This window comes from Brevundimonas sp. EU05-FHT14B07, assembly GCF_058790795.1.
Genome location: NZ_JBYTCZ010000004.1, coordinates 14,973 through 31,392, shown reverse-complemented (window position 1 = coordinate 31,392; position 16,420 = coordinate 14,973). Strand labels below are relative to the sequence as shown.

General features: G+C 65.4%; 23 protein-coding genes. 12 read left to right on the top strand and 11 right to left on the bottom strand.

Translation table 11 applies throughout. The features are described 5' to 3' along the window. Positions 1 to 18 precede the first annotated feature (18 nt). Complete coding sequence (locus tag AC3WRC_RS10550; RefSeq protein WP_492303823.1) at positions 19 to 459, bottom strand: DUF1810 domain-containing protein; 441 nt, start codon at positions 457 to 459, stop codon at positions 19 to 21. Beyond that, on the bottom strand, positions 456 to 794 hold the full coding sequence (locus AC3WRC_RS10545) for a hypothetical protein (protein WP_039247186.1): 339 nt from the start codon (positions 792 to 794) through the stop codon (positions 456 to 458). Before AC3WRC_RS10545 ends, AC3WRC_RS10550 begins: the two co-directional genes overlap by 4 nt. 138 nt (positions 795 to 932) lie before the next feature. Between AC3WRC_RS10545 and AC3WRC_RS10540 the strand changes: the two genes are divergently transcribed. Beyond that, on the top strand, positions 933 to 1,688 hold the full coding sequence (locus AC3WRC_RS10540; protein ID WP_492303822.1) for an ImuA family protein: 756 nt from the start codon (positions 933 to 935) through the stop codon (positions 1,686 to 1,688). Continuing rightward, positions 1,603 to 3,120 carry a Y-family DNA polymerase gene (locus tag AC3WRC_RS10535; RefSeq protein ID WP_492303821.1) on the top strand — a complete coding sequence of 506 codons (1,518 nt, stop codon included), beginning with the start codon at positions 1,603 to 1,605 and terminating at the stop codon, positions 3,118 to 3,120. The genes AC3WRC_RS10540 and AC3WRC_RS10535 overlap by 86 nt, the downstream gene beginning before the upstream one ends. A gap of 197 nt (positions 3,121 to 3,317) precedes the next feature. Here AC3WRC_RS10535 and AC3WRC_RS10530 read toward each other — a convergent pair whose 3' ends face one another. Beyond that, entirely contained in the window at positions 3,318 to 3,599 is a 282-nt protein-coding gene (locus tag AC3WRC_RS10530; protein WP_039248702.1) for a SemiSWEET family sugar transporter, read from the bottom strand. A 229-nt stretch (positions 3,600 to 3,828) separates the two neighbouring features. Here AC3WRC_RS10530 and AC3WRC_RS10525 point away from each other — a divergent pair, with 229 nt between their 5' ends. The 5 genes from AC3WRC_RS10525 (at position 3,829) to AC3WRC_RS10505 (ending at position 6,531) form a co-directional block, all read left to right on the top strand. Then, a complete protein-coding gene (locus tag AC3WRC_RS10525) occupies positions 3,829 to 4,974 on the top strand; it encodes a DUF3182 family protein (RefSeq protein WP_492303820.1) in 1,146 nt (381 codons plus the stop codon). Further along, positions 4,971 to 5,729, top strand: coding sequence for an alpha/beta hydrolase family protein (locus AC3WRC_RS10520; RefSeq protein ID WP_492303819.1), 759 nt, complete (start codon positions 4,971 to 4,973; stop codon positions 5,727 to 5,729). The genes AC3WRC_RS10525 and AC3WRC_RS10520 overlap by 4 nt, the downstream gene beginning before the upstream one ends. 108 nt (positions 5,730 to 5,837) lie before the next feature. Further along, positions 5,838 to 6,101, top strand: coding sequence for a DUF2171 domain-containing protein (locus tag AC3WRC_RS10515; RefSeq protein WP_295192244.1), 264 nt, complete (start codon positions 5,838 to 5,840; stop codon positions 6,099 to 6,101). Beyond that, a complete protein-coding gene (locus tag AC3WRC_RS10510; protein ID WP_174086732.1) occupies positions 6,101 to 6,316 on the top strand; it encodes a hypothetical protein in 216 nt (71 codons plus the stop codon). The genes AC3WRC_RS10515 and AC3WRC_RS10510 overlap by 1 nt, the downstream gene beginning before the upstream one ends. After that, positions 6,313 to 6,531 (top strand): helix-hairpin-helix domain-containing protein, encoded by a 219-nt coding sequence (locus AC3WRC_RS10505; RefSeq protein WP_174086731.1) that lies wholly within the window; start codon positions 6,313 to 6,315, stop codon positions 6,529 to 6,531. The genes AC3WRC_RS10510 and AC3WRC_RS10505 overlap by 4 nt, the downstream gene beginning before the upstream one ends. A gap of 122 nt (positions 6,532 to 6,653) precedes the next feature. Here AC3WRC_RS10505 and AC3WRC_RS10500 read toward each other — a convergent pair whose 3' ends face one another. The 7 genes from AC3WRC_RS10500 to AC3WRC_RS10470 are packed head-to-tail and all read right to left on the bottom strand — an operon-like array spanning position 6,654 to position 12,982. Beyond that, positions 6,654 to 7,508, bottom strand: coding sequence for a glycosyltransferase family 2 protein (locus AC3WRC_RS10500; protein WP_492303818.1), 855 nt, complete (start codon positions 7,506 to 7,508; stop codon positions 6,654 to 6,656). Then, positions 7,505 to 8,086, bottom strand: coding sequence for a class I SAM-dependent DNA methyltransferase (locus AC3WRC_RS10495; RefSeq protein WP_492303817.1), 582 nt, complete (start codon positions 8,084 to 8,086; stop codon positions 7,505 to 7,507). The genes AC3WRC_RS10500 and AC3WRC_RS10495 overlap by 4 nt, the downstream gene beginning before the upstream one ends. Then, positions 8,079 to 8,786 (bottom strand): PIG-L deacetylase family protein, encoded by a 708-nt coding sequence (locus AC3WRC_RS10490; RefSeq protein WP_492303816.1) that lies wholly within the window; start codon positions 8,784 to 8,786, stop codon positions 8,079 to 8,081. Before AC3WRC_RS10490 ends, AC3WRC_RS10495 begins: the two co-directional genes overlap by 8 nt. Further along, complete coding sequence (locus AC3WRC_RS10485) at positions 8,780 to 9,823, bottom strand: acyl-CoA dehydrogenase family protein (protein ID WP_492303815.1); 1,044 nt, start codon at positions 9,821 to 9,823, stop codon at positions 8,780 to 8,782. The genes AC3WRC_RS10490 and AC3WRC_RS10485 overlap by 7 nt, the downstream gene beginning before the upstream one ends. Positions 9,824 to 9,876: 53 nt before the next feature. Beyond that, positions 9,877 to 10,908, bottom strand: a complete 1,032-nt coding sequence (locus AC3WRC_RS10480) for a glycosyltransferase (protein WP_492303814.1) — start codon at positions 10,906 to 10,908, stop codon at positions 9,877 to 9,879. Continuing rightward, positions 10,905 to 11,858 (bottom strand): glycosyltransferase, encoded by a 954-nt coding sequence (locus tag AC3WRC_RS10475; RefSeq protein ID WP_492303813.1) that lies wholly within the window; start codon positions 11,856 to 11,858, stop codon positions 10,905 to 10,907. Before AC3WRC_RS10475 ends, AC3WRC_RS10480 begins: the two co-directional genes overlap by 4 nt. Beyond that, positions 11,855 to 12,982, bottom strand: a complete 1,128-nt coding sequence (locus AC3WRC_RS10470) for a glycosyltransferase (protein WP_492303812.1) — start codon at positions 12,980 to 12,982, stop codon at positions 11,855 to 11,857. Before AC3WRC_RS10470 ends, AC3WRC_RS10475 begins: the two co-directional genes overlap by 4 nt. 248 nt (positions 12,983 to 13,230) lie before the next feature. Here AC3WRC_RS10470 and AC3WRC_RS10465 point away from each other — a divergent pair, with 248 nt between their 5' ends. Then, positions 13,231 to 13,530: a hypothetical protein gene (locus AC3WRC_RS10465; RefSeq protein ID WP_492303811.1), complete on the top strand. Its 300-nt coding sequence runs from the start codon at positions 13,231 to 13,233 to the stop codon at positions 13,528 to 13,530. Between the two features lie 82 nt (positions 13,531 to 13,612). Then, the gene (locus AC3WRC_RS10460; protein ID WP_091752226.1) at positions 13,613 to 14,377 is read left to right on the top strand and encodes a Crp/Fnr family transcriptional regulator; all 765 of its coding nucleotides are present in this window, start codon (positions 13,613 to 13,615) and stop codon (positions 14,375 to 14,377) included. A gap of 58 nt (positions 14,378 to 14,435) precedes the next feature. Here AC3WRC_RS10460 and AC3WRC_RS10455 read toward each other — a convergent pair whose 3' ends face one another. Further along, the gene (locus AC3WRC_RS10455) at positions 14,436 to 15,194 is read right to left on the bottom strand and encodes a Crp/Fnr family transcriptional regulator (RefSeq protein ID WP_492303810.1); all 759 of its coding nucleotides are present in this window, start codon (positions 15,192 to 15,194) and stop codon (positions 14,436 to 14,438) included. A 169-nt stretch (positions 15,195 to 15,363) separates the two neighbouring features. Between AC3WRC_RS10455 and AC3WRC_RS10450 the strand changes: the two genes are divergently transcribed. The 3 genes from AC3WRC_RS10450 to AC3WRC_RS10440 are packed head-to-tail and all read left to right on the top strand — an operon-like array spanning position 15,364 to position 16,414. Then, positions 15,364 to 15,549: a hypothetical protein gene (locus tag AC3WRC_RS10450; RefSeq protein ID WP_055753674.1), complete on the top strand. Its 186-nt coding sequence runs from the start codon at positions 15,364 to 15,366 to the stop codon at positions 15,547 to 15,549. Continuing rightward, the gene (locus tag AC3WRC_RS10445) at positions 15,546 to 16,151 is read left to right on the top strand and encodes a cysteine hydrolase family protein (RefSeq protein WP_492303809.1); all 606 of its coding nucleotides are present in this window, start codon (positions 15,546 to 15,548) and stop codon (positions 16,149 to 16,151) included. Before AC3WRC_RS10450 ends, AC3WRC_RS10445 begins: the two co-directional genes overlap by 4 nt. After that, positions 16,148 to 16,414, top strand: a complete 267-nt coding sequence (locus AC3WRC_RS10440) for a hypothetical protein (protein WP_492303808.1) — start codon at positions 16,148 to 16,150, stop codon at positions 16,412 to 16,414. Before AC3WRC_RS10445 ends, AC3WRC_RS10440 begins: the two co-directional genes overlap by 4 nt. Positions 16,415 to 16,420: the final 6 nt, after the last annotated feature.

Below are 16,420 nucleotides of genomic sequence, written 5' to 3'. Positions count from 1 at the left end.
AAAGCCTCTGATAGTTGTTTAAAGACGATCCGGTCCCGTCCTGGCGGTCAACACAAGTTCTGCGGTCAACGGATCAGGCGAAAGGCCCCAGCGTGCGAGCGCCGCGTCGAACACGCTCGGATCGGCCGCCACGGCGGCGAATAGCGTCATCGATGATCGGAATTTGAGATCGTCGGGCGATCCGAACAGCTGAAGCACCGACGCCGCCGGCGCCGTGGTCGCGGTTTGGGCTGCGCGGATGAGACGCGCCCCTAGAACGGGATGCAGCAGATAGGCCTGCGCCTCCGCGAGCGATCCCATGCCATAGAAGGCGGCTGTCGAAGACTGTCCCAGCGACCGGGCCTGGGGGAAGACAAACCACATCCAGTGGCTTGTCTTGCGACCCGCCGCGAGCTCGGCCATCGCCGTTTCGATCACGGGGTCTTGAGCTAGGACGAAACGGTCGAGTGCTGTGGTCATTCGGCCGTCTCGCCCAGACTGGCGAACCAGTCTGCATAGGTAGTGTTTCGCGCCATGTGTCGATTGAGATCCGGCGAGCCGTCGGTCCACCACACAGGGCCCCGCTCACCCAACCCCACCTTGGCCTTGTCGACGCTGCGCCGCGCTGCGGCCAAAGCGTCCGTATCCTCAGCCGCCAAGGCCGTCCGCACCGCCCGGCGCGCCGACATCAGATCATGCACCAGTTCGTCCCTCGCCTCCGCCGACAGAGCAGGATTGGAGCACCGCCACAGCCGGCCTCGAACCACGAAATAGCGGCCGTCGGGGGTGGTGGGGTATCGGAGGGGCTGCGTCATCGTGGGGCTAACGCGCCGCGCCCGGGATGGCGCCGCCCACAGGGCGATCCACAACGCCGTTGCGATCCGCCTTGACTCTCACACGCTCGAATAAGAACAAATAAGGAACGTTCAGCTCGCATCCGGTTTCAGGAGAACATGTCCGCCGCCTCCCCATCCTTCCAGGCGCTCCGCGCGGAGATCGCCCGTATCGAGGCGGGTCGACGTCCGCCTGGCGGCGTGCTGCCGTTTGGACTGGCCGCGCTCGATCGCCGGCTGCCCGCCGGCGGCTTGGCGCTCGGCGCGCTGCATGAGGTGGCTGGCGGCGGCGACGGGGCCATCGACGGGGCCGTTGCCGCCTTGTTTGCGGCCGGTGTGGCAGCGCGCACCCAGGGGCCGGTGCTCTGGTGTGTGACCCGCCCGGACCTGTTCGCGCCGGCGCTGGAGCAGGCGGGGCTGTCTTCGAACCGAGTCATCTATGTGGAGGCCGAGGACGAGGCCGGATTGCTGGCCGCCTTCGAGGACGGCCTGCGTCACGGCGGCTTCGGCGCGGTCGTCGGCGAAGTGGCCCGCCTGTCCATGACGGCGTCCCGGCGGCTGCAGTTGGTCGCCGAGGACACCGGCTCTCTTGGTCTGGCCGTGCGACGATGGCGTCGTCAGGCCGATGCGGCGGACTTCGGCCAGCCGACCGCCGCCGCCACCCGCTGGCGGGTCACCGCCCTGCCCTCCGCCCCCCTGCCCGTGCCCGGCGTCGGCCGCCCGCGCTGGTTCGTCGAACTGATCCGCTGCCGCGCCGGAGCCTGCGCGGATTTCGAACTGGAAGCCTGCGATGAGACGGGTCGTCTCGCTCTACCTCCCCACCTGGCCGACCGATCGGCTGCGACGCTGGCTTGGACCCGACGCGCCGTCGCCTGAGACGCCCTTGGTCCTGGTCGGGCGCCAAGGCCGCAGACGCGTGGTGTTGGCCGCCGACCCCGCCGCCCGCGCCCATCGCCTGCATCCCGGCATGGCCGCGACCCAAGCCCGGGCCCTGGTCACCGATCTTGTCGTCCATCCCTTCGATCCGGCAGGCGACGCGGCCGCCCTGGACCAACTCGCCCTCTGGGCGCTGCGCCGCTATGCGCCGATCGTGGCCGCCGACCCGCCGGACGGCCTGGTGCTCGACGTCACCGGGGCCGGTCACCGCTATGGCGGCGATGAGGGCCTGCTCGAGGATCTGATCGCCCAGACCGCCGCTGTCGGCCTGGGCGCCCACGCCGCCCTCGCCGACACGTGGGGCGCCGCCCATGCCTTGGCCCGCAACCTCGCCGAACCAACCATTGTCGTCGCGCGCGGGGGGCCTGCCATCCGTCGCCTGCCCTTGCGCGCCTTGCGCCTGCCCGCCGACATGGTCGATGGCTTGGGACGTCTGGGGATCGACGCCATAGGCGAACTGGAGGCCAAGCCCCGCGCGCCTCTGGCCCTGCGCTTCGGGCCGGAACTGATCCGCCGACTGGATCAGGCCTACGGTCGCGCCCAGGAGCCGATCACCCCGATCGACGCTCCGGAACTGATCCAGGTCCGGCGGGTCTTCGCCGAGCCGATCGGCGCGCCCGAGACCCTGACACGCTACACGCTGAAACTGGTCGAAGCCCTGAGCGAGGCGCTCGAGGCTCAGGGGCTTGGCGCGTCGCGGCTCGACCTGCGGTTTGAACGGATCGACAACCGGACCGAGGCCGTCCGCGTCGGCCTGGCGCGCCCCGTGCGCGATGTCGCGCGGCTCACACGCCTGCTGTGCGACAAGATCGAAACCGTCGATCCTGGTCTCGGCGTGGAGGCCATGGTTCTGGCCGCACCGGTCGTCCTACCGCTGGACTGGTCGCCGAGTTCCGGCGATCTGGGCGGCCCGGCGACGCCGGACATCGGCGATCTCGTCGATCTGCTCGCCAATCGTCTCGGCCCGCAGAACCTGTATCGACTGGCCCCCGCGCAGAGCGACGTGCCGGAACGCTCGATCCGCAAACTGCCGCCGACCGCGCCGCCGGTGCCGGAAACCTGGACGCGACGCTGGCCGCGCCCTTCCCGGTTGCTCGCCCAACCCGAAGCCATCGAGGCCGTCGCGCTTATGCCCGATCAGCCGCCGGTCGCCTTTAGCTGGCGCGGCGTTCGTCATCGCGTCAGGCGCGCTGACGGTCCTGAGCGGATCTTCGGCGAATGGTGGCGGCGTGACGGCGAACGCGATGCGGTGCGCGACTATTTTCAGCTGGAGGACGAAGCTGGCGCGCGCTTCTGGGTCTTTCGACGCGGCGATGGCGAACAGTCTCAGACCGGCGATCTCAGCTGGTGGCTCCACGGGCTTTTCGGCTGACACCTTTCGACCGGGGTCAATGTCAATCTCGAGTGGTCCGCGCTGTCTCGGAATTGCTGACCGTCGGCCTTGGCTGCCGCTTGTTGATCGGACAAATAGCATGTCTGCATGGCCCTCCCCAGCAATACCGGTTGTACCGGGCCACGTCTGACAGGCACGGGCAAGGCGAGGGATACGCGGTAGCCGGTAGATGCAACCTAATGCCCGTCAGGATCGCCATCGCGAAACCGCCACTTCATGATCAGGACGCAGGCCGCCATGACCAGGGCAAAACTGTTCGACACAGCCACCGGCCAGGCTCGGGTCATGACGCCATAGACCACCCAGAGGATGAAACAGGTGACGGTGAGCGAATAGGTCTTGAGGCTGACCGAAGACGCGTCGCGCTCTTTCCAGATTTTGAGGGCTTGGGGCGCAAAGCTCGTGATCGAGCAGACCGCCGCCGCTGTACCCACAATGTTGGCTGTCAGGTCGCTCATGGAGGGGCAACGGCGCCCCTTGGGTCACCGTTCCTGTGTGCGAAAACGCACCTCTACAGTGGCGAAGCCGCGCGGGGATAGGACGTTTCCAATCCCGATTTCTGCCCCCGTCGCGGCGCCGGCCTGTCCTCTCAACGACGACGTCTCAGCTCTCGCAAAAAAGAAGGACCGGGTTGCTGAACCGTTGACCCGTCTTGGGGTTGACCCTCGGCAGGGAGCGCTGACCGCCATGACCATCGTCAATCCATTGGGCGTCGCCCCGATGCCTTCGTTTACCAATGCGGCCGCCCTTGCCGGCATCGCGCTGTTCGATCCGGACGGGCACAATCCGGGCAATCTGCACGATCAGGCGTCCAGAGAGATGCTGGTTTCTCGCCTGGCGCGCCTTCTGCGCCTCCCGGTCATTGATGTCGTTGAAGATGCGGAAGACGTCGGACCCGACGTCTTGCTGGTGCCTCGCGACACCCTGATCGGTGAAGACATGACCTCGCGCACGGTCTTCACCGCGGGCAATCTGTTAGGCGGCCGCGTGCCCCACCGCTTCATCGCGACCAAAGCGATCACCCACGGCCTGATCGATCGGTCCGCGACCTGCCCGCCCGGCTGGTCCAACACCATGGCCGACCGTCTGGGCGATGCGGCTCTGGACGGCTACACCGCCTTCTGCGTTGCCGACGCGATCGAAGCCGGTCGACGCCTCCTGGAAACCGGGCCTGTCCGCGTAAAGGATGTCCTGGCCAAGGCAGGGCTGGGCCAGACGGTCGTCGAAACGCCTGAGGCGCTCGTCGCCGTCATCGCCTATCAGGACCAAGCGCAAATCGCCGCCTTCGGCGTCGTCCTTGAGGAAAACCTGCTCGGCGTGGAAACCTACAGCGTTGGAACCCTGTCGGTCGGCGGACTACGCATCAGCTATGTCGGCGATCAGCGGGAAACGACGGATCACAAGGGACGCGAGGTGTACGGCGGTTCACGACTGAGGTGCGTCAGGGGCGATCTCGATCGATTGACTCACCTCGGACTGACCCCCGAGGCGGTGGAAGCGGTACGTTGCGCCGCCGTGTTCGACGACGCCGCCCAGCGCGCCTATCCGGACTTGGTTCTGACCCGCCGGAACTACGATGTCCTCGCCGGCAAGGATGCGCGAGGGCGAAGGCGAGTAGGCGTTCTGGAGCAGTCGTGGCGGGTCGGCGGCGCGACGGGCGCGGAAATCGCCGCCCTAGAGGCCTTCGCGGCGTCGCCGGCGCTGACTTCCGTCGAAACCGCCACGGTCGAGGTGTACGGCCTCGCCGATGTCGGACCGGAGGATGTCGTCTATTTCCGGGGTGAGGACCCCAAGGTCGGGCCGATGACGAAATACGTCACGAGGACAGCGTGATCGCGCCTGAAGAGATCGACGAGGGCCGGGTTCGACTGACTATCGACGGACAGAAGCTGACCGGTACCCTTCTGACTCCGGAAGCGCCTGTGCCGGGATTTCTGTTTGTGCACGGCTGGGGCGGCGATCAGGAAGAAGACCTGGGCCTGGCAGAGGATCTCGCTCGACTGGGCTGCGTCTGTTTCACCTTCGACCTTCGAGGCCATGCCGAAAGCGATGCGAGCCGAGACGAGGTCACTCGGCAGAATGGGTTGGACGACGTGACCGCGGCTTATGACTATTTGGCGTCCCAGCCGCTGATCGATCCCGGTGCGATCGGCGTGATCGGCACGAGCTACGGAGGCTATTTGTCGGCTCTGCTGACGAGCATCCGTGACGTGCGCTGGTTGGCGCTGCGTGTCCCGGCCCTCTATCCGGACGAGCACTGGGAGGTCCCCAAGGCCAAGCTCGATAAGGACGCGGTGCGCGCCTATCGACAACAGCTGCGAACGCCGCAGGAAGACAAAGCGCTCTCGGCCTGCGCCGCGTTCAAGGGCGACGTCCTCATAGTGCAGTCGGGCAAGGACGATCGCATTCCGCCCGAAGTCATCGCCTCATATCAGGCAGCCTTCAAGGACGCGAACTCGTTCAGCCACAGGATCATCGCCGAAGCGACCCACGCGATGCGCGATCCCGCCCATCAGCGGCTTTACGCCACTCTGCTGATCAGCTGGGTTGAGGAAATGGTGCGGGCTAGCCGCCGGTCTTATCGGTAAGCCTGTCGCCAACGCCCAGCCCAGACGCACGTACGCAGCCCGCTGCTTTCGTCTCTGGAACGCCGCGCGTCGCGCCTCGTTGATGGCATAGGCAAACGGAGACCCGCCATGATCGACCTCTCGAACATCAAAGAGCATATGGAAGTGATTGGCGCCGACGGCGTCCATCTCGGCACCGTCGATAAGGTTGAAGGCGATCGCATCAAGCTCACCAAGGCCGACAGCGGATCGCACAGCGATCACCATCATTACCTTTCTGGCGGCCTTATCGCCGAGGTCGAGGGCAATCAGGTGCGCCTATCTGCAAACGCCGACAACGCCGCTCTGCTCGAGGAAGAAGAGGCCGGCGAGGCGATCGCCGACCTTAAATAGTGTCGGCGATTCGGGATAATGATGCCGTCGCCGCACAGCTGCTGGCCATCCGCGAGCAGCTGACAACCGAAGTGTGGTCAACCGCCGGAGCCGCCGCGGCGTCCGGCGACCACGAGCGCATCCGTGATCTGGTGAAGCTGAAGGTCGATATCGAAGCCATCGACTTCGCCCTCGGACACCTGCCGGCGGGCAGACCTGAGGGAGACGAGAGATGATCGACCTGAACATCGCCAGCGCCGATACTTTGGACGGGATTGAGATGTTGCGCGGCCACGGGTTCGAAATCGTTCGCTATCGGGAGGAAAGAGGTCGTTTCACCAGCCTTCGCCAGCTCGATGAGGTACCGGGTTTGAGCGGCAAGACTGACGGCGTTGAAGCGCACGTTTCGGTCAAAGCCACGAGCTCAGCGACCCAGCCAACTTCGCAGTAACGGTCCGATGCGTGGGTCGCCTGATCAAGATCGCTTCCTCACTAGAGAAGACGGACACTGAACTGCGTCGGCTTGTTGAGTTCCATTCGTACGGCGGGCCTGCGCTCTGAAAGACCGTAGTCCTAAAAGGGATTTGCAGGATCTTTTTGTGCAGCGGCGATTTCTGCCGGCGTTGGGTCCCGGCAAATGGTCAGTTCATCCGACGACCAGTCGACCAGTCCGAGATCCGCCATCGCTCGCAGCCAACCGTCCATCGGCCAGATCGACCAGGCGGCGTGGAAGCGTTTGGCGTTGGCGATCAGGGCGCGGAAATGCTGCAGGGGCGGATCATAGCCGTCATGATGTTGGTGGAAGACGGGCACACCGCCGGCGAAGAGCAGCGGCAGGCCCTCTCGCGCAATGCGAAACCCCAGATCCGTGTCTTCGGCGCCGTAGCCGACGTAGGTCTCGTCGAACCCGCCAAGCCGATGGAAGGTCGAGCGACGGAGCGCGAAAGCTAGAGACCAGAACAGGCCCGGATTGCCCTCCGGGCTTTCGCCTTCCCGTGGAAAGGGGCGCACGGGATGGGGTCGCCCGGCGGCGCTCAGATCAACTTCCGACAGGGGTCCCGGCCGGACGGCTCCGGCAGGAAGATAGAGCACCTCTGGACAGATGACGGCGTCATGCTCGGCGAGCACCGCCTGCATCCGGTCGCAAACTGCCGACGACACGATGCAATCCACATCCAGAAACAGCAGAATATCGCCCGACGCCAAGGCGGCCGCCAGATTTCGGGCGGCGGCCAGAGGCAGGGCGTCGCCTGCCAGACGTTCGACGCGGACCGGAAAACCCACCGGCGGCAGCCTCGCGGGCGCATCGCTCATGTCGACGACGATCAGTTCGTCGGGCGGCGAGGCGCTGAGGGTCAATCCCTCGACCAATCGGTCCAGATGCGCCTGCCGGTTGCGAACCATCGTGAGAGCGGACAGTGAGGTCATCGCCGGCTCCACAAATCCAGCCGATAGTTCGGATGCCGTTCGGCGAGATCTACTTGCATGAGGTCCGATAATCCGAGCCAGAGGCGCTCGACGGCGTCGTCGGCGGTCTGGGGATAGTCGGTCTCGCCGGTCCAGTGCACCAGAAGAACGCGTCCGCCCTCGACCAAGCCATCGGCGATGCGTTGGGCCGCAAGGTCCAGATCGGCGTCGCTCCAGTAATAGGCGACTTCGGACAGGACGACGAGATCCAGCCCGTCCTGAACCGGACAGTCCCGAGGGAAGGCCGCGGCCGCGAACCGGATGTTCCGCCGCCCCGACAGACGCTGACGCGCCCGCTCCAGGGCGGTCGGGCTGACGTCGATCGCCAACAGACGATCGCAGACTGCGCTCAGCCGCTCGGTCAGGACGCCGCCCGCACAACCGACCTCGAGCGCAAAAGCCGCTCGCCGCGTCGACAGGGCGGCGATGGTGCGATCGAACTTGGCGGCCTCATAGGGGCTGGAGGCCAGATCCCACGGATCGGCGTCCCCGGCGAAGATGCCTTCGAAATAGGCGGCGGGAAGCGATCGTTCAGCCATAGGCGTCGCGCCGATACAGGGTGTCCGAGGCGGCTCGCAGCCCCCTCTCCTTCTGGAGCCGGAACCCTTGGCCGAACATCGGCGTCAACTGGCTCTGATGGGCCGACAAGGCATAGGCCCTAAGGCCGGCCCTTAGAGGTCGCGTCGTGATCCGCAGCTTCGATCCGGACGGAGGCGCCCCCCACACGACATAATCGAACACGGCCACCGGCCGACGGGCTATACCGGCCGCGCGGCGCGCAAGCTGGGCCGCCGCCTGATGATCGCAATGGGGATCTTCTGGTCCAGTGACGGCGATCGCATCCACCCGCCGATCACGGCACAAAGCCGCGACACAGCGCGCTGTCGCTTCGAACATCAGACTGCCGGGAGAAGCGGGCTGGGCGTCGGGCCAATCCAGAAACACCGGCGGCGCCGCTGCGGGCCCCGCCAACCGTCGAACGGCGCGCCCTGCCTCCAGCCGTCGGGTCCGGATAAGCCTCGCACGGGAGGCCGCGTCCGAATGATCGTGCGAACCCGCGCCGTCGGTGAGGATCACGATGCCCGCCAACCGCCTAGCCTCGGCCGCCTGATGGATCAAGGCGCCGGCGCCCAGCGTCTCGTCGTCGGCATGCGGAGCAATGACCAGCCATTGCGCGGATCGCCAGGGCGAACGCTCCAGCGCCAGGGTCGCCAGCCGGCCGGTTTTCTCGCTCACCATAGGGCGTCGCCCTCGCCCCAGAGATCGCGATCCAGCCAGGTCTTGGCCGCCTGGTCCTTCGCATAGTCGGGACCGGCCTGCCGAAGATAGAGACTGAGATCACGGGTGATCTTGTCGATGCGCTCGCCGTCGAAGGCGCTACGCGTCCCGACCGACCGCGCCGCCAACTCCATGACGTCAAGGGCGCTGCGTTCGACGACGCCGCGCGTGGCGCGGGCGAAATCCCCGGCGTCCGGCGCTTCGGACGCCGCGCGGATCGCGGCTTCGCGGACCCAGAGCCAGGCCGTCCGCGTCGCAACGACCGCATCGGCGAAGCGCGCGCGCTGGATGGGATCGGCGCGGGCGGCGTCGGACAGCGCGTCGCGCATCGCCATGACCAGGCCCTCGACGCCGCCCAACTGCACCGCCGTGAACCGCCAGGCCCCCGCCGTGAAGCGCGGTTCGCGATCATAGTCTCCGGGTCTTCCGAGCCGCTGATCGGCGTCGACCGTCAACCCGGTCACCTCATAGCGCCCGCTGGTCGTCGCGCGCATGCCGCGGACGCGCCAGCCGCTCAGATCGGCCCTCTCGGGCGCGTTCGCCGGCACGACGATCAACTCGCGTTCGCCCTGTTCCGGCTGGGCGGTGATGATCGCATATTCCAGACCGCCTGCGCCGGTCGCGAACATCTTGGCGCCCTGCAGCCGGTCGCCGACCAGACGAACGCCGGGCGGCGGCTCCGTCGCCCAGACGCCGAACCAGCCGCCCTGCGCCAGGACCTTGCCGAGCCAAGCCTTCTGGGCCGGATCCGCGTACCAGTCGAACAACGCCAGGGCGTTGACGTGCCCTTCGAACAGTCGGCCGACGCTGAGATCCGACCGTCCCACACTGCGTAGGGCGTCCATCAAGGCCAAGGCCTTCTGGATTGGATCGTCATAGGCCGTTCCGCCGCTTTGGACCGGAGCGAACCGCCGACCCCAACCCTCCGAGGCGAGCAGCGTCAGACTGTCGGCGGGATATCGCGGCGCAGCGTCGTAACGCGCACCTAGCGCCGCCAATCTAACCTCAAGTTCGAGAGGCGATGACGCAGTAGGCCGTGTTTCCATAACTGTCATCGGCGTGCCCCAAGCTCTGATGCGAGATCGACAAGCCAGGGTCCGGCGGCGCCGAGTCCCTGTCCGCTGATCTGCTGCCGATCAACGGGCGACAGTGAGAGTGCTGACCTGAGGATGCCCGGCCAGTGCTGCGCCTGCGGCCACTGCGCCAGGACGATCGAGGCGCCAAGCACCGCTAGCCGTTCGGCCTTCGCGATCTGCTCGCTATAGGCGCGAGGCTCGGGAAGACAGACAAAGGGTTTGTCGGCCGAAATCACCGCATTCAGCAGGCCGTCTCCCGCGCCTCCGACGATGATCTCCGCCTTCTCGATCTCGTCGCCGATGGCGTCGATCCAGCCCGCCAGCTTCAGGTTCGGCGGCATAACCAGCGGAGGCTCGATCGGCCCAACACCGTTCCACATTTTCTCGGGCGTTGCCTCCGCAGCCGCCGCCAGCTTGGCGCCATCCAGCGGATCGCCACCCCGCCCATGAACGACCAGGACACCTGATCCACGCTTCAATCCTGAATTGCGCCGGGGGGCGAAGTAGTGCGTCTTGTCCCGCACCTCGCTGTCCCCCATTCCATCCAGCTGCTCATGAAACGGCGCAAGCAAGGCTTCTGCGCCGCGGAAGGCGTCCAGATGCGCCGGATCCGATCGATCGCCCGCGAGGCGGACATAAACCACGGGCGTCGCACACAGCCGGGCAAGCATCGCCATCTCGATCGAAACATCGATCACCATCAAGGCCGGCCTTGCGTCCCTGATCCACTGGGCGAACCGGGCGGTCCGCGCCCGGACGCCTGCATGGTGATAGGGGGCGTAATGCAGCGCCTCGGGCCGGACAGGCGCCTCGTCACGGCCGGAGAAGCGGTCTTCCTCGTGGGGCCTGTCATCCTCCATATCCACGCAGGCGATGTCTCCGGTTCGCCCTTTCAGTCCCGTTCCAAGCAAGACAAATCGCTCGGGCGCAGCGGCGGCGATTTCCAGTGCGCGCTGGCGGTGGCCGTCGCCCTGGTGATGGACATAGTATCCGATCGAAGCCCTCACGCTGCGGCTCTCTCAACGCCGTCGGCCCATTCTCGTAAATCCATGTCGAGCGGCATGGGCGGCAACTGGGTTTCCAGTGCGGACAGCCGCCTAGCGCTCGCCGCGTCGTGACGCTGAGCCCGACGCCACTTCGCCCGCTGCCGCCAATGCGAAAAATCAGGCGCCATGATCGGACCACCGTTCCGCGCCTGATCCAACAAGCGGGTCATATCCTCCGCCATTCCCCCGGCGGCGCGGCCCGTAGTCCGTGCGGAGACGCGGGTCCACACCGCCAAGGGATGCACAAGCCTGGCCCCCTGCGCTTGAGCGGCGATCACAAGCGCCTGATCCTCGCCCGTCGGCTGCTCCGGCACGCCGCCGGCTGATCGATAAGCCGCCGTCGTGATGGCGAGGCTGGCCCCGGTGTGATCGCCATGCCGAGGCGCCGGGTCATGCCGCGCAGGGTCGATCTCGTCCTCGATCGCGCGAACTTCACGCCAGTAGGCGTCCCATAGTCGACGCAGAGCCGCGACATCCGCCGAGATCGATTCCGCTTCATCCAGTACCAGCCGTCCGCCCACCAGATCGGCTCCATCCGCGATGGCGGTGAGATTGGCGGACAGCCAGTTCAACGGCGGCCGCGTGTCGGCGTCCGTCGAGATCAGAACGCCATTGGGTTGATCTGCGAGACGCTCGAGACCGGCGGACATGGCCGCACGGCGCGCCGCGCCGGCATGCGCGCGATGCTCTGGGAAGGTCTGCAGATCGACGACGATGTCCAGTCGATCCATCCACCGATCGGCCGCGGCCTGCGCCTGAGGGAGCGAACCGTCCGTGGAGTTGTTGATGCAGAGCGCGACCGAAATCCTGCCTGGAAGATCCTGCGCGGCCAGGGCGGCCAGAAGCACGGGAAGCCGCCGTTCCTCATTCCGCACGGGCACGCAAACGCAGAAGGCCGGTCCGCCCGTCATGCGATCAGCCGATCTTCCAGCGCGTCATTGGCCTGCATCTGCCCCGCCGCAGCCGCCTGGATCATCTCGTCATAGAGTTCCTCATAGGCGGTGATCATCCGGCGCACATCGCAGGCCGCCTCGGCGCGGGCGCGGCAGGCCGATCGAGACAGGCCGACCGCCCGGGCGATTGCGCGCGCCAGATCCTGCACATCGTCCGGGCGCGCCAGTGCGCCGCAGTCGGGTGTCAGAATCTCGGGAATGGCGCCTCGCGCGAAGGCGGCAACGGGCGTGCCGCACGCCAGCGCTTCGGCCACCACCAACCCGTAGGGTTCGTCCCAGCGCGGCGTGCAGACGAAGGCTGCCGCCTGTCCGATCTCCTTCGATAGCGTTTCGTGGTCGAGGTGGCCGAGATAGGTGATTTCGCGCGTCAACCTCGGAGCGATCTCGGCATCGAAATAGGCTTGATCCAGGATTGGGCCCGCGAACCGCAGGGCGATACTCGCCAATGCCGCCGCATCCAGCGCCAGATGCAGACCCTTCTCGGGCACGATCCGCCCATACCAGATCAAATGCCCAGGTTCGTCGTGACGCGCACGCCACGGAAAGTGCTCGAGATCGATCCCGTTCAGAATAACCTGATCGATCGGCCGCACCGGGCTCCATTGTTCACGCATCGCCTCGGAAACGCCGACAAAACGCGCGAACGGCGCGCTCGCTTCGCGAATACCGCTTTCCAGCCAGCAAAATGGCGGCGTGTGGAGCGTGGTGACCATCGGCATGGGCAAGGTCTCCGCCATTGAGACCGGCAGATAGTGCAGGCTGTTGTTGTGGATGATGTCGAACGAACTGCGTCGAAGCCGACTCATCAACGACAGATAGGCGTGATGCTCTCGGAAGAAGGCGACGTCGCCCGCTTCCGCCGTCCCGACCTTGGCGATTTCCGTCTGCTCGCAGATCGCCTCCAGACCGAGCGCGGGGTCCGACAGGGTCGCTGCAAACAGAGTGACGTCGTGGCCGTTTAGCCGCAGTTGGCGACAGAGCAGATGGGTATGCATCTCCAGCCCGCCGGCGAAGGGTTCTGCGATCGGATATTTGAGATGTGCGATGACGCCGATGCGCATCCATACCGCCGTGATCGACAACCCGATCCCCCTCGGATCGGTCCATGGCGTAACGCCTGAAGGTCAAAGCTATGCCGCGGCTATTCGTTCCTGTGTGCGATAGCGGTCTCAAGCCGATCGGAGGCGTTCGGGCTTCTTTGAGCCAGCAGAAACCGGCGTATTTTGTTTGGGATGACCCAATGAAAACGCGCGAGCGCCGCTGAAAGCGGCCAGCCCCGGAGCGATAAACTACTCGGCGCGTTCTCTGGACTAGCTAAAAGGACCCAACCATGACCAACCTTTTCGCCTCCACATTCGCAACACGTCGAGACGCCGAGCTTGTGGTCGAACGGCTCGTTCAAACCCATGGCATGGAACGAGACGCCATTCAGGTCGCCCCTGGAGGCGAGGCGAACACGGTTGGAGACAGGCCTTCGAGCGGAGACGTCGAAGCCGACAGCCCCAGCGTCGACTCTCGGTCGGACGTGCCGATCGCCGGCCGTGTCAAAGTCGTCGTGTCTGCAGAAACCGATGACGAGGAACAGACGATACGCGCCGCATTCGTCGAATTTGGCGCCAAGGACGGATGACCCTCATGCGAGCCGGTCCTCGGCTACGTCGCGTTGATCCTGTGACAAGGGCCGCAGCGTCCCGACGCCTCTGTTCTCAAGGATGACGTCCGTGGAATCGCTCATCGATGCCAAGCTTCATCGCCTCGGCGACCTCTCGAACGACGATCGCGGACGGCTTGGAGACCTCCTAAGTGGGCGCCGTCGCGCAGCAGCCGGCGAAGCCTTGGTGGAAGAGGGCAATCGACCCACGTTCAGTACGCTGCTGCTCTCGGGATTTGTCGGCCGAGTCTCGACCCTGGCGGACGGCGGTCGTCAGATCACAGCGATTAGCATTCCCGGGGACTTCATCGATCTGCATGGCTTTCTTCTGAAAACGATGGACCACAGCCTTGTAGCCTTGTCTGACGTCACTGTTGCGGTTGTCCAGCACGCCGATCTGAGGCGCGTGACGGAACACGCCCCTCGCCTTGCGCGAGCGCTTTGGCTTGAAACGCTGATAGATGCGGCCATCCACCGGCAGTGGCTGGTGGCGCTGGGACGCAGAGACGCAGGGACAAGACTGGGCCAGTTGATCTGTGAACTCTACCTCCGTCTGGAAGCCGTAGCCCTCGCCCAAGACCACACCTTCGAATGCCCTCTGACCCAATCGGACCTAGCGGACATGCTGGGGATGTCGAGCGTCCACGTGAACCGCTCGCTCAAGGTCCTTCGCGACACGGGCCTGGTGCGATGGCGGAATGGTCAGGTGTGGATCGACGACTGGACGGCGCTGACCGAGCGCGTCGCCTTCGACGCCTCCTATCTCGATCTGAAGCTGTCGAGGTCCTCAAGCGGCGCGCCGATCGCGAGACGGCGGACGGCCTAAATCTATCCGAAGCTCATTAGCGCGCGGCCGCTGCGCCTCCATCTCCGCGCCTGCGCCGTCAGGCGCTCGCGATCCGGTTGGGACCGGACACATAGCGCCTGACGGGCAGCCCAGCGATACGGCGAAGCCGATCAACATCGAGCAGGGAAATCGTCTGGTCGGACCGTTTGATCAGATTCAGGCGATCCATTTCGCGAAGGGTTCTGTTCACATGCACCGGCGTGATCCCGATCAGGTCGCCGAGATCGCGCTGGGTCAAAGGCATATGGAACATGCCGCCCGGCGCATCGCCGCGTTCGGACAATCGATCGAACAGATTGGTCAGCGTGGCGGCGATGCGAACGTGTGCGGGTGCCTGACCAACCACGGCCAGACTTTCCATCAACGCGACACGCTCTTTCTGCGCGCTCAGAAAGAGCGAAAGCGCAATCCGCGGATAGGCCTCAAATGTCGCTATCAGCCTGGACCTCGATATCGCGTGCACAGCGATGGGCGTCATGGCGGTCAGGCAGTCGACCGTTGTCGTCAGGCACAAGCTCGGCGCTCCCAGGAGATCGCCAGGAAGATGGACCTTCACAATCTGTTGCTTGCCCGATGCAAGCGCGATGGACGATGCGACCCAGCCCTGAGTCAGCAGATAGAGATGCGAAGGTTCAGCCGCCTCATGACGCAACACATGGTGGCGAGGCCAATGCTGGACCGGCTCGAGAAGCCCGGCCAGCGCCGAACGCTCGCGAGACGACAGCGCGACGAATTCTCCCAGCCGGCCCGGCGCATCGGATGGCGAATCGATTGGGGGCGGCAGGTCCTCATCCATGCCCCGCGTTCCCCCAAACCCGGCATGCCTGCACTAACCCATGTAAAGGGCTGTCCGACGCGCCGTCGGGGGGTACTCTCGACAGGCTAGAAGCCTGTCCAAAATCGGACCTATGAAACTCAGCGGACACACCAGGATTGGTTGTCTTTTGATCCGGCGAGAAGGCGACATGACCCGACATACGCCACACAGGGACAAGATTGATGATACGCGCGGCTTGGCGCAGGGCGGTCTAGGCGGCCCCGAGGACGAAATACTCGACGCGGGACAGGAGGAGGTCTTCTCCCGCACCGAAGTCGAGCTGGGCGAGAGCGAACACCACTGCGGTGAAGAGACGCCGGGGCTCAGGCCGTGACACACGGCCTGAAGACGCGCATTCCGGAAACAACGGCGCACCTTTGCATCGACATGCAACGCATGTTCGTGGAAGGGACCGAATGGCATACGCCTTGGGCAGCCAAAACCCTTCCGGCCATCGAGGCGCTATGTTCTGCAAGGCCTGAAAGGCTGTGGTTCACCCGATTCATCCCCCCCGCAACGCCCGATGAGGCGGGGGGCGCCTGGCGCGACTATTGGCGGCGTTGGTCGACCATGACGAAGAACGCTCTCGATCCGGCGATGTTGGATCTGGCGCTTCCGCTTCAGCGGTTCGCGCCGCCTGCGCAGATCATTGACAAAATGGTCTATTCCGCCTGGTCAGGCACACACCTCCACAAGGCGTTCAAAGATCAGGGTGTCGATACGCTCGTCGTAACGGGCGCGGAAACTGACGTTTGCGTTCTCTCGACCGTGCTCGGAGCCATCGATCTGGGCTATCGTATCGTGGTGGTCAGCGACGGGGTCTGCAGTTCGGCTGATCAGCCTCACGACCACCTTTTGGCGCTCTACAGCGACCGCTTCAGTCTACAGGTCGAAACTGCCGAATGCCGAGAGGTGCTGGAGGCCTGGGTGGCATGACCGTCCATCCTCCCGTTCTGCGCTATCAGATCCGCTACCGTGATGGCGGAGAGCCTGAGACCCTCATCTCAAACGACATGGCTGACGCCATGGTCCAGGCGTCTCAGCGCGCAAAAGCGATGGGTCAGGCTGTCGCCCTGTGGTGCGATGGTCGGTGGATCGCCGACGTCGATTCAGCCCCGTCGCTCCTCTCGCCCGACTTGATCGCAAAGCTCGTCCATGCCGGCATCTATGTATTCGGCGCACCGGTCCGAGACCGGTGACGGCCT

Excerpts from the sequence above, each read along its gene's own strand:
- AC3WRC_RS10550 (WP_492303823.1), bottom strand. The coding sequence starts at position 459 with ATGACCACAGCACTCGACCGTTTCGTCCTAGCTCAAGACCCCGTGATC.
- AC3WRC_RS10545 (WP_039247186.1), bottom strand. The coding sequence starts at position 794 with ATGACGCAGCCCCTCCGATACCCCACCACCCCCGACGGCCGCTATTTC.
- AC3WRC_RS10540 (WP_492303822.1), top strand. The coding sequence starts at position 933 with ATGTCCGCCGCCTCCCCATCCTTCCAGGCGCTCCGCGCGGAGATCGCC.
- AC3WRC_RS10535 (WP_492303821.1), top strand. The coding sequence starts at position 1,603 with ATGAGACGGGTCGTCTCGCTCTACCTCCCCACCTGGCCGACCGATCGG.
- AC3WRC_RS10530 (WP_039248702.1), bottom strand. The coding sequence starts at position 3,599 with ATGAGCGACCTGACAGCCAACATTGTGGGTACAGCGGCGGCGGTCTGC.
- AC3WRC_RS10525 (WP_492303820.1), top strand. The coding sequence starts at position 3,829 with ATGACCATCGTCAATCCATTGGGCGTCGCCCCGATGCCTTCGTTTACC.
- AC3WRC_RS10515 (WP_295192244.1), top strand. The coding sequence starts at position 5,838 with ATGATCGACCTCTCGAACATCAAAGAGCATATGGAAGTGATTGGCGCC.
- AC3WRC_RS10505 (WP_174086731.1), top strand. The coding sequence starts at position 6,313 with ATGATCGACCTGAACATCGCCAGCGCCGATACTTTGGACGGGATTGAG.
- AC3WRC_RS10500 (WP_492303818.1), bottom strand. The coding sequence starts at position 7,508 with ATGACCTCACTGTCCGCTCTCACGATGGTTCGCAACCGGCAGGCGCAT.
- AC3WRC_RS10495 (WP_492303817.1), bottom strand. The coding sequence starts at position 8,086 with ATGGCTGAACGATCGCTTCCCGCCGCCTATTTCGAAGGCATCTTCGCC.
- AC3WRC_RS10490 (WP_492303816.1), bottom strand. The coding sequence starts at position 8,786 with ATGGTGAGCGAGAAAACCGGCCGGCTGGCGACCCTGGCGCTGGAGCGT.
- AC3WRC_RS10475 (WP_492303813.1), bottom strand. The coding sequence starts at position 11,858 with ATGACGGGCGGACCGGCCTTCTGCGTTTGCGTGCCCGTGCGGAATGAG.
- AC3WRC_RS10465 (WP_492303811.1), top strand. The coding sequence starts at position 13,231 with ATGACCAACCTTTTCGCCTCCACATTCGCAACACGTCGAGACGCCGAG.
- AC3WRC_RS10460 (WP_091752226.1), top strand. The coding sequence starts at position 13,613 with ATGACGTCCGTGGAATCGCTCATCGATGCCAAGCTTCATCGCCTCGGC.
- AC3WRC_RS10455 (WP_492303810.1), bottom strand. The coding sequence starts at position 15,194 with ATGGATGAGGACCTGCCGCCCCCAATCGATTCGCCATCCGATGCGCCG.
- AC3WRC_RS10450 (WP_055753674.1), top strand. The coding sequence starts at position 15,364 with ATGACCCGACATACGCCACACAGGGACAAGATTGATGATACGCGCGGC.
- AC3WRC_RS10440 (WP_492303808.1), top strand. The coding sequence starts at position 16,148 with ATGACCGTCCATCCTCCCGTTCTGCGCTATCAGATCCGCTACCGTGAT.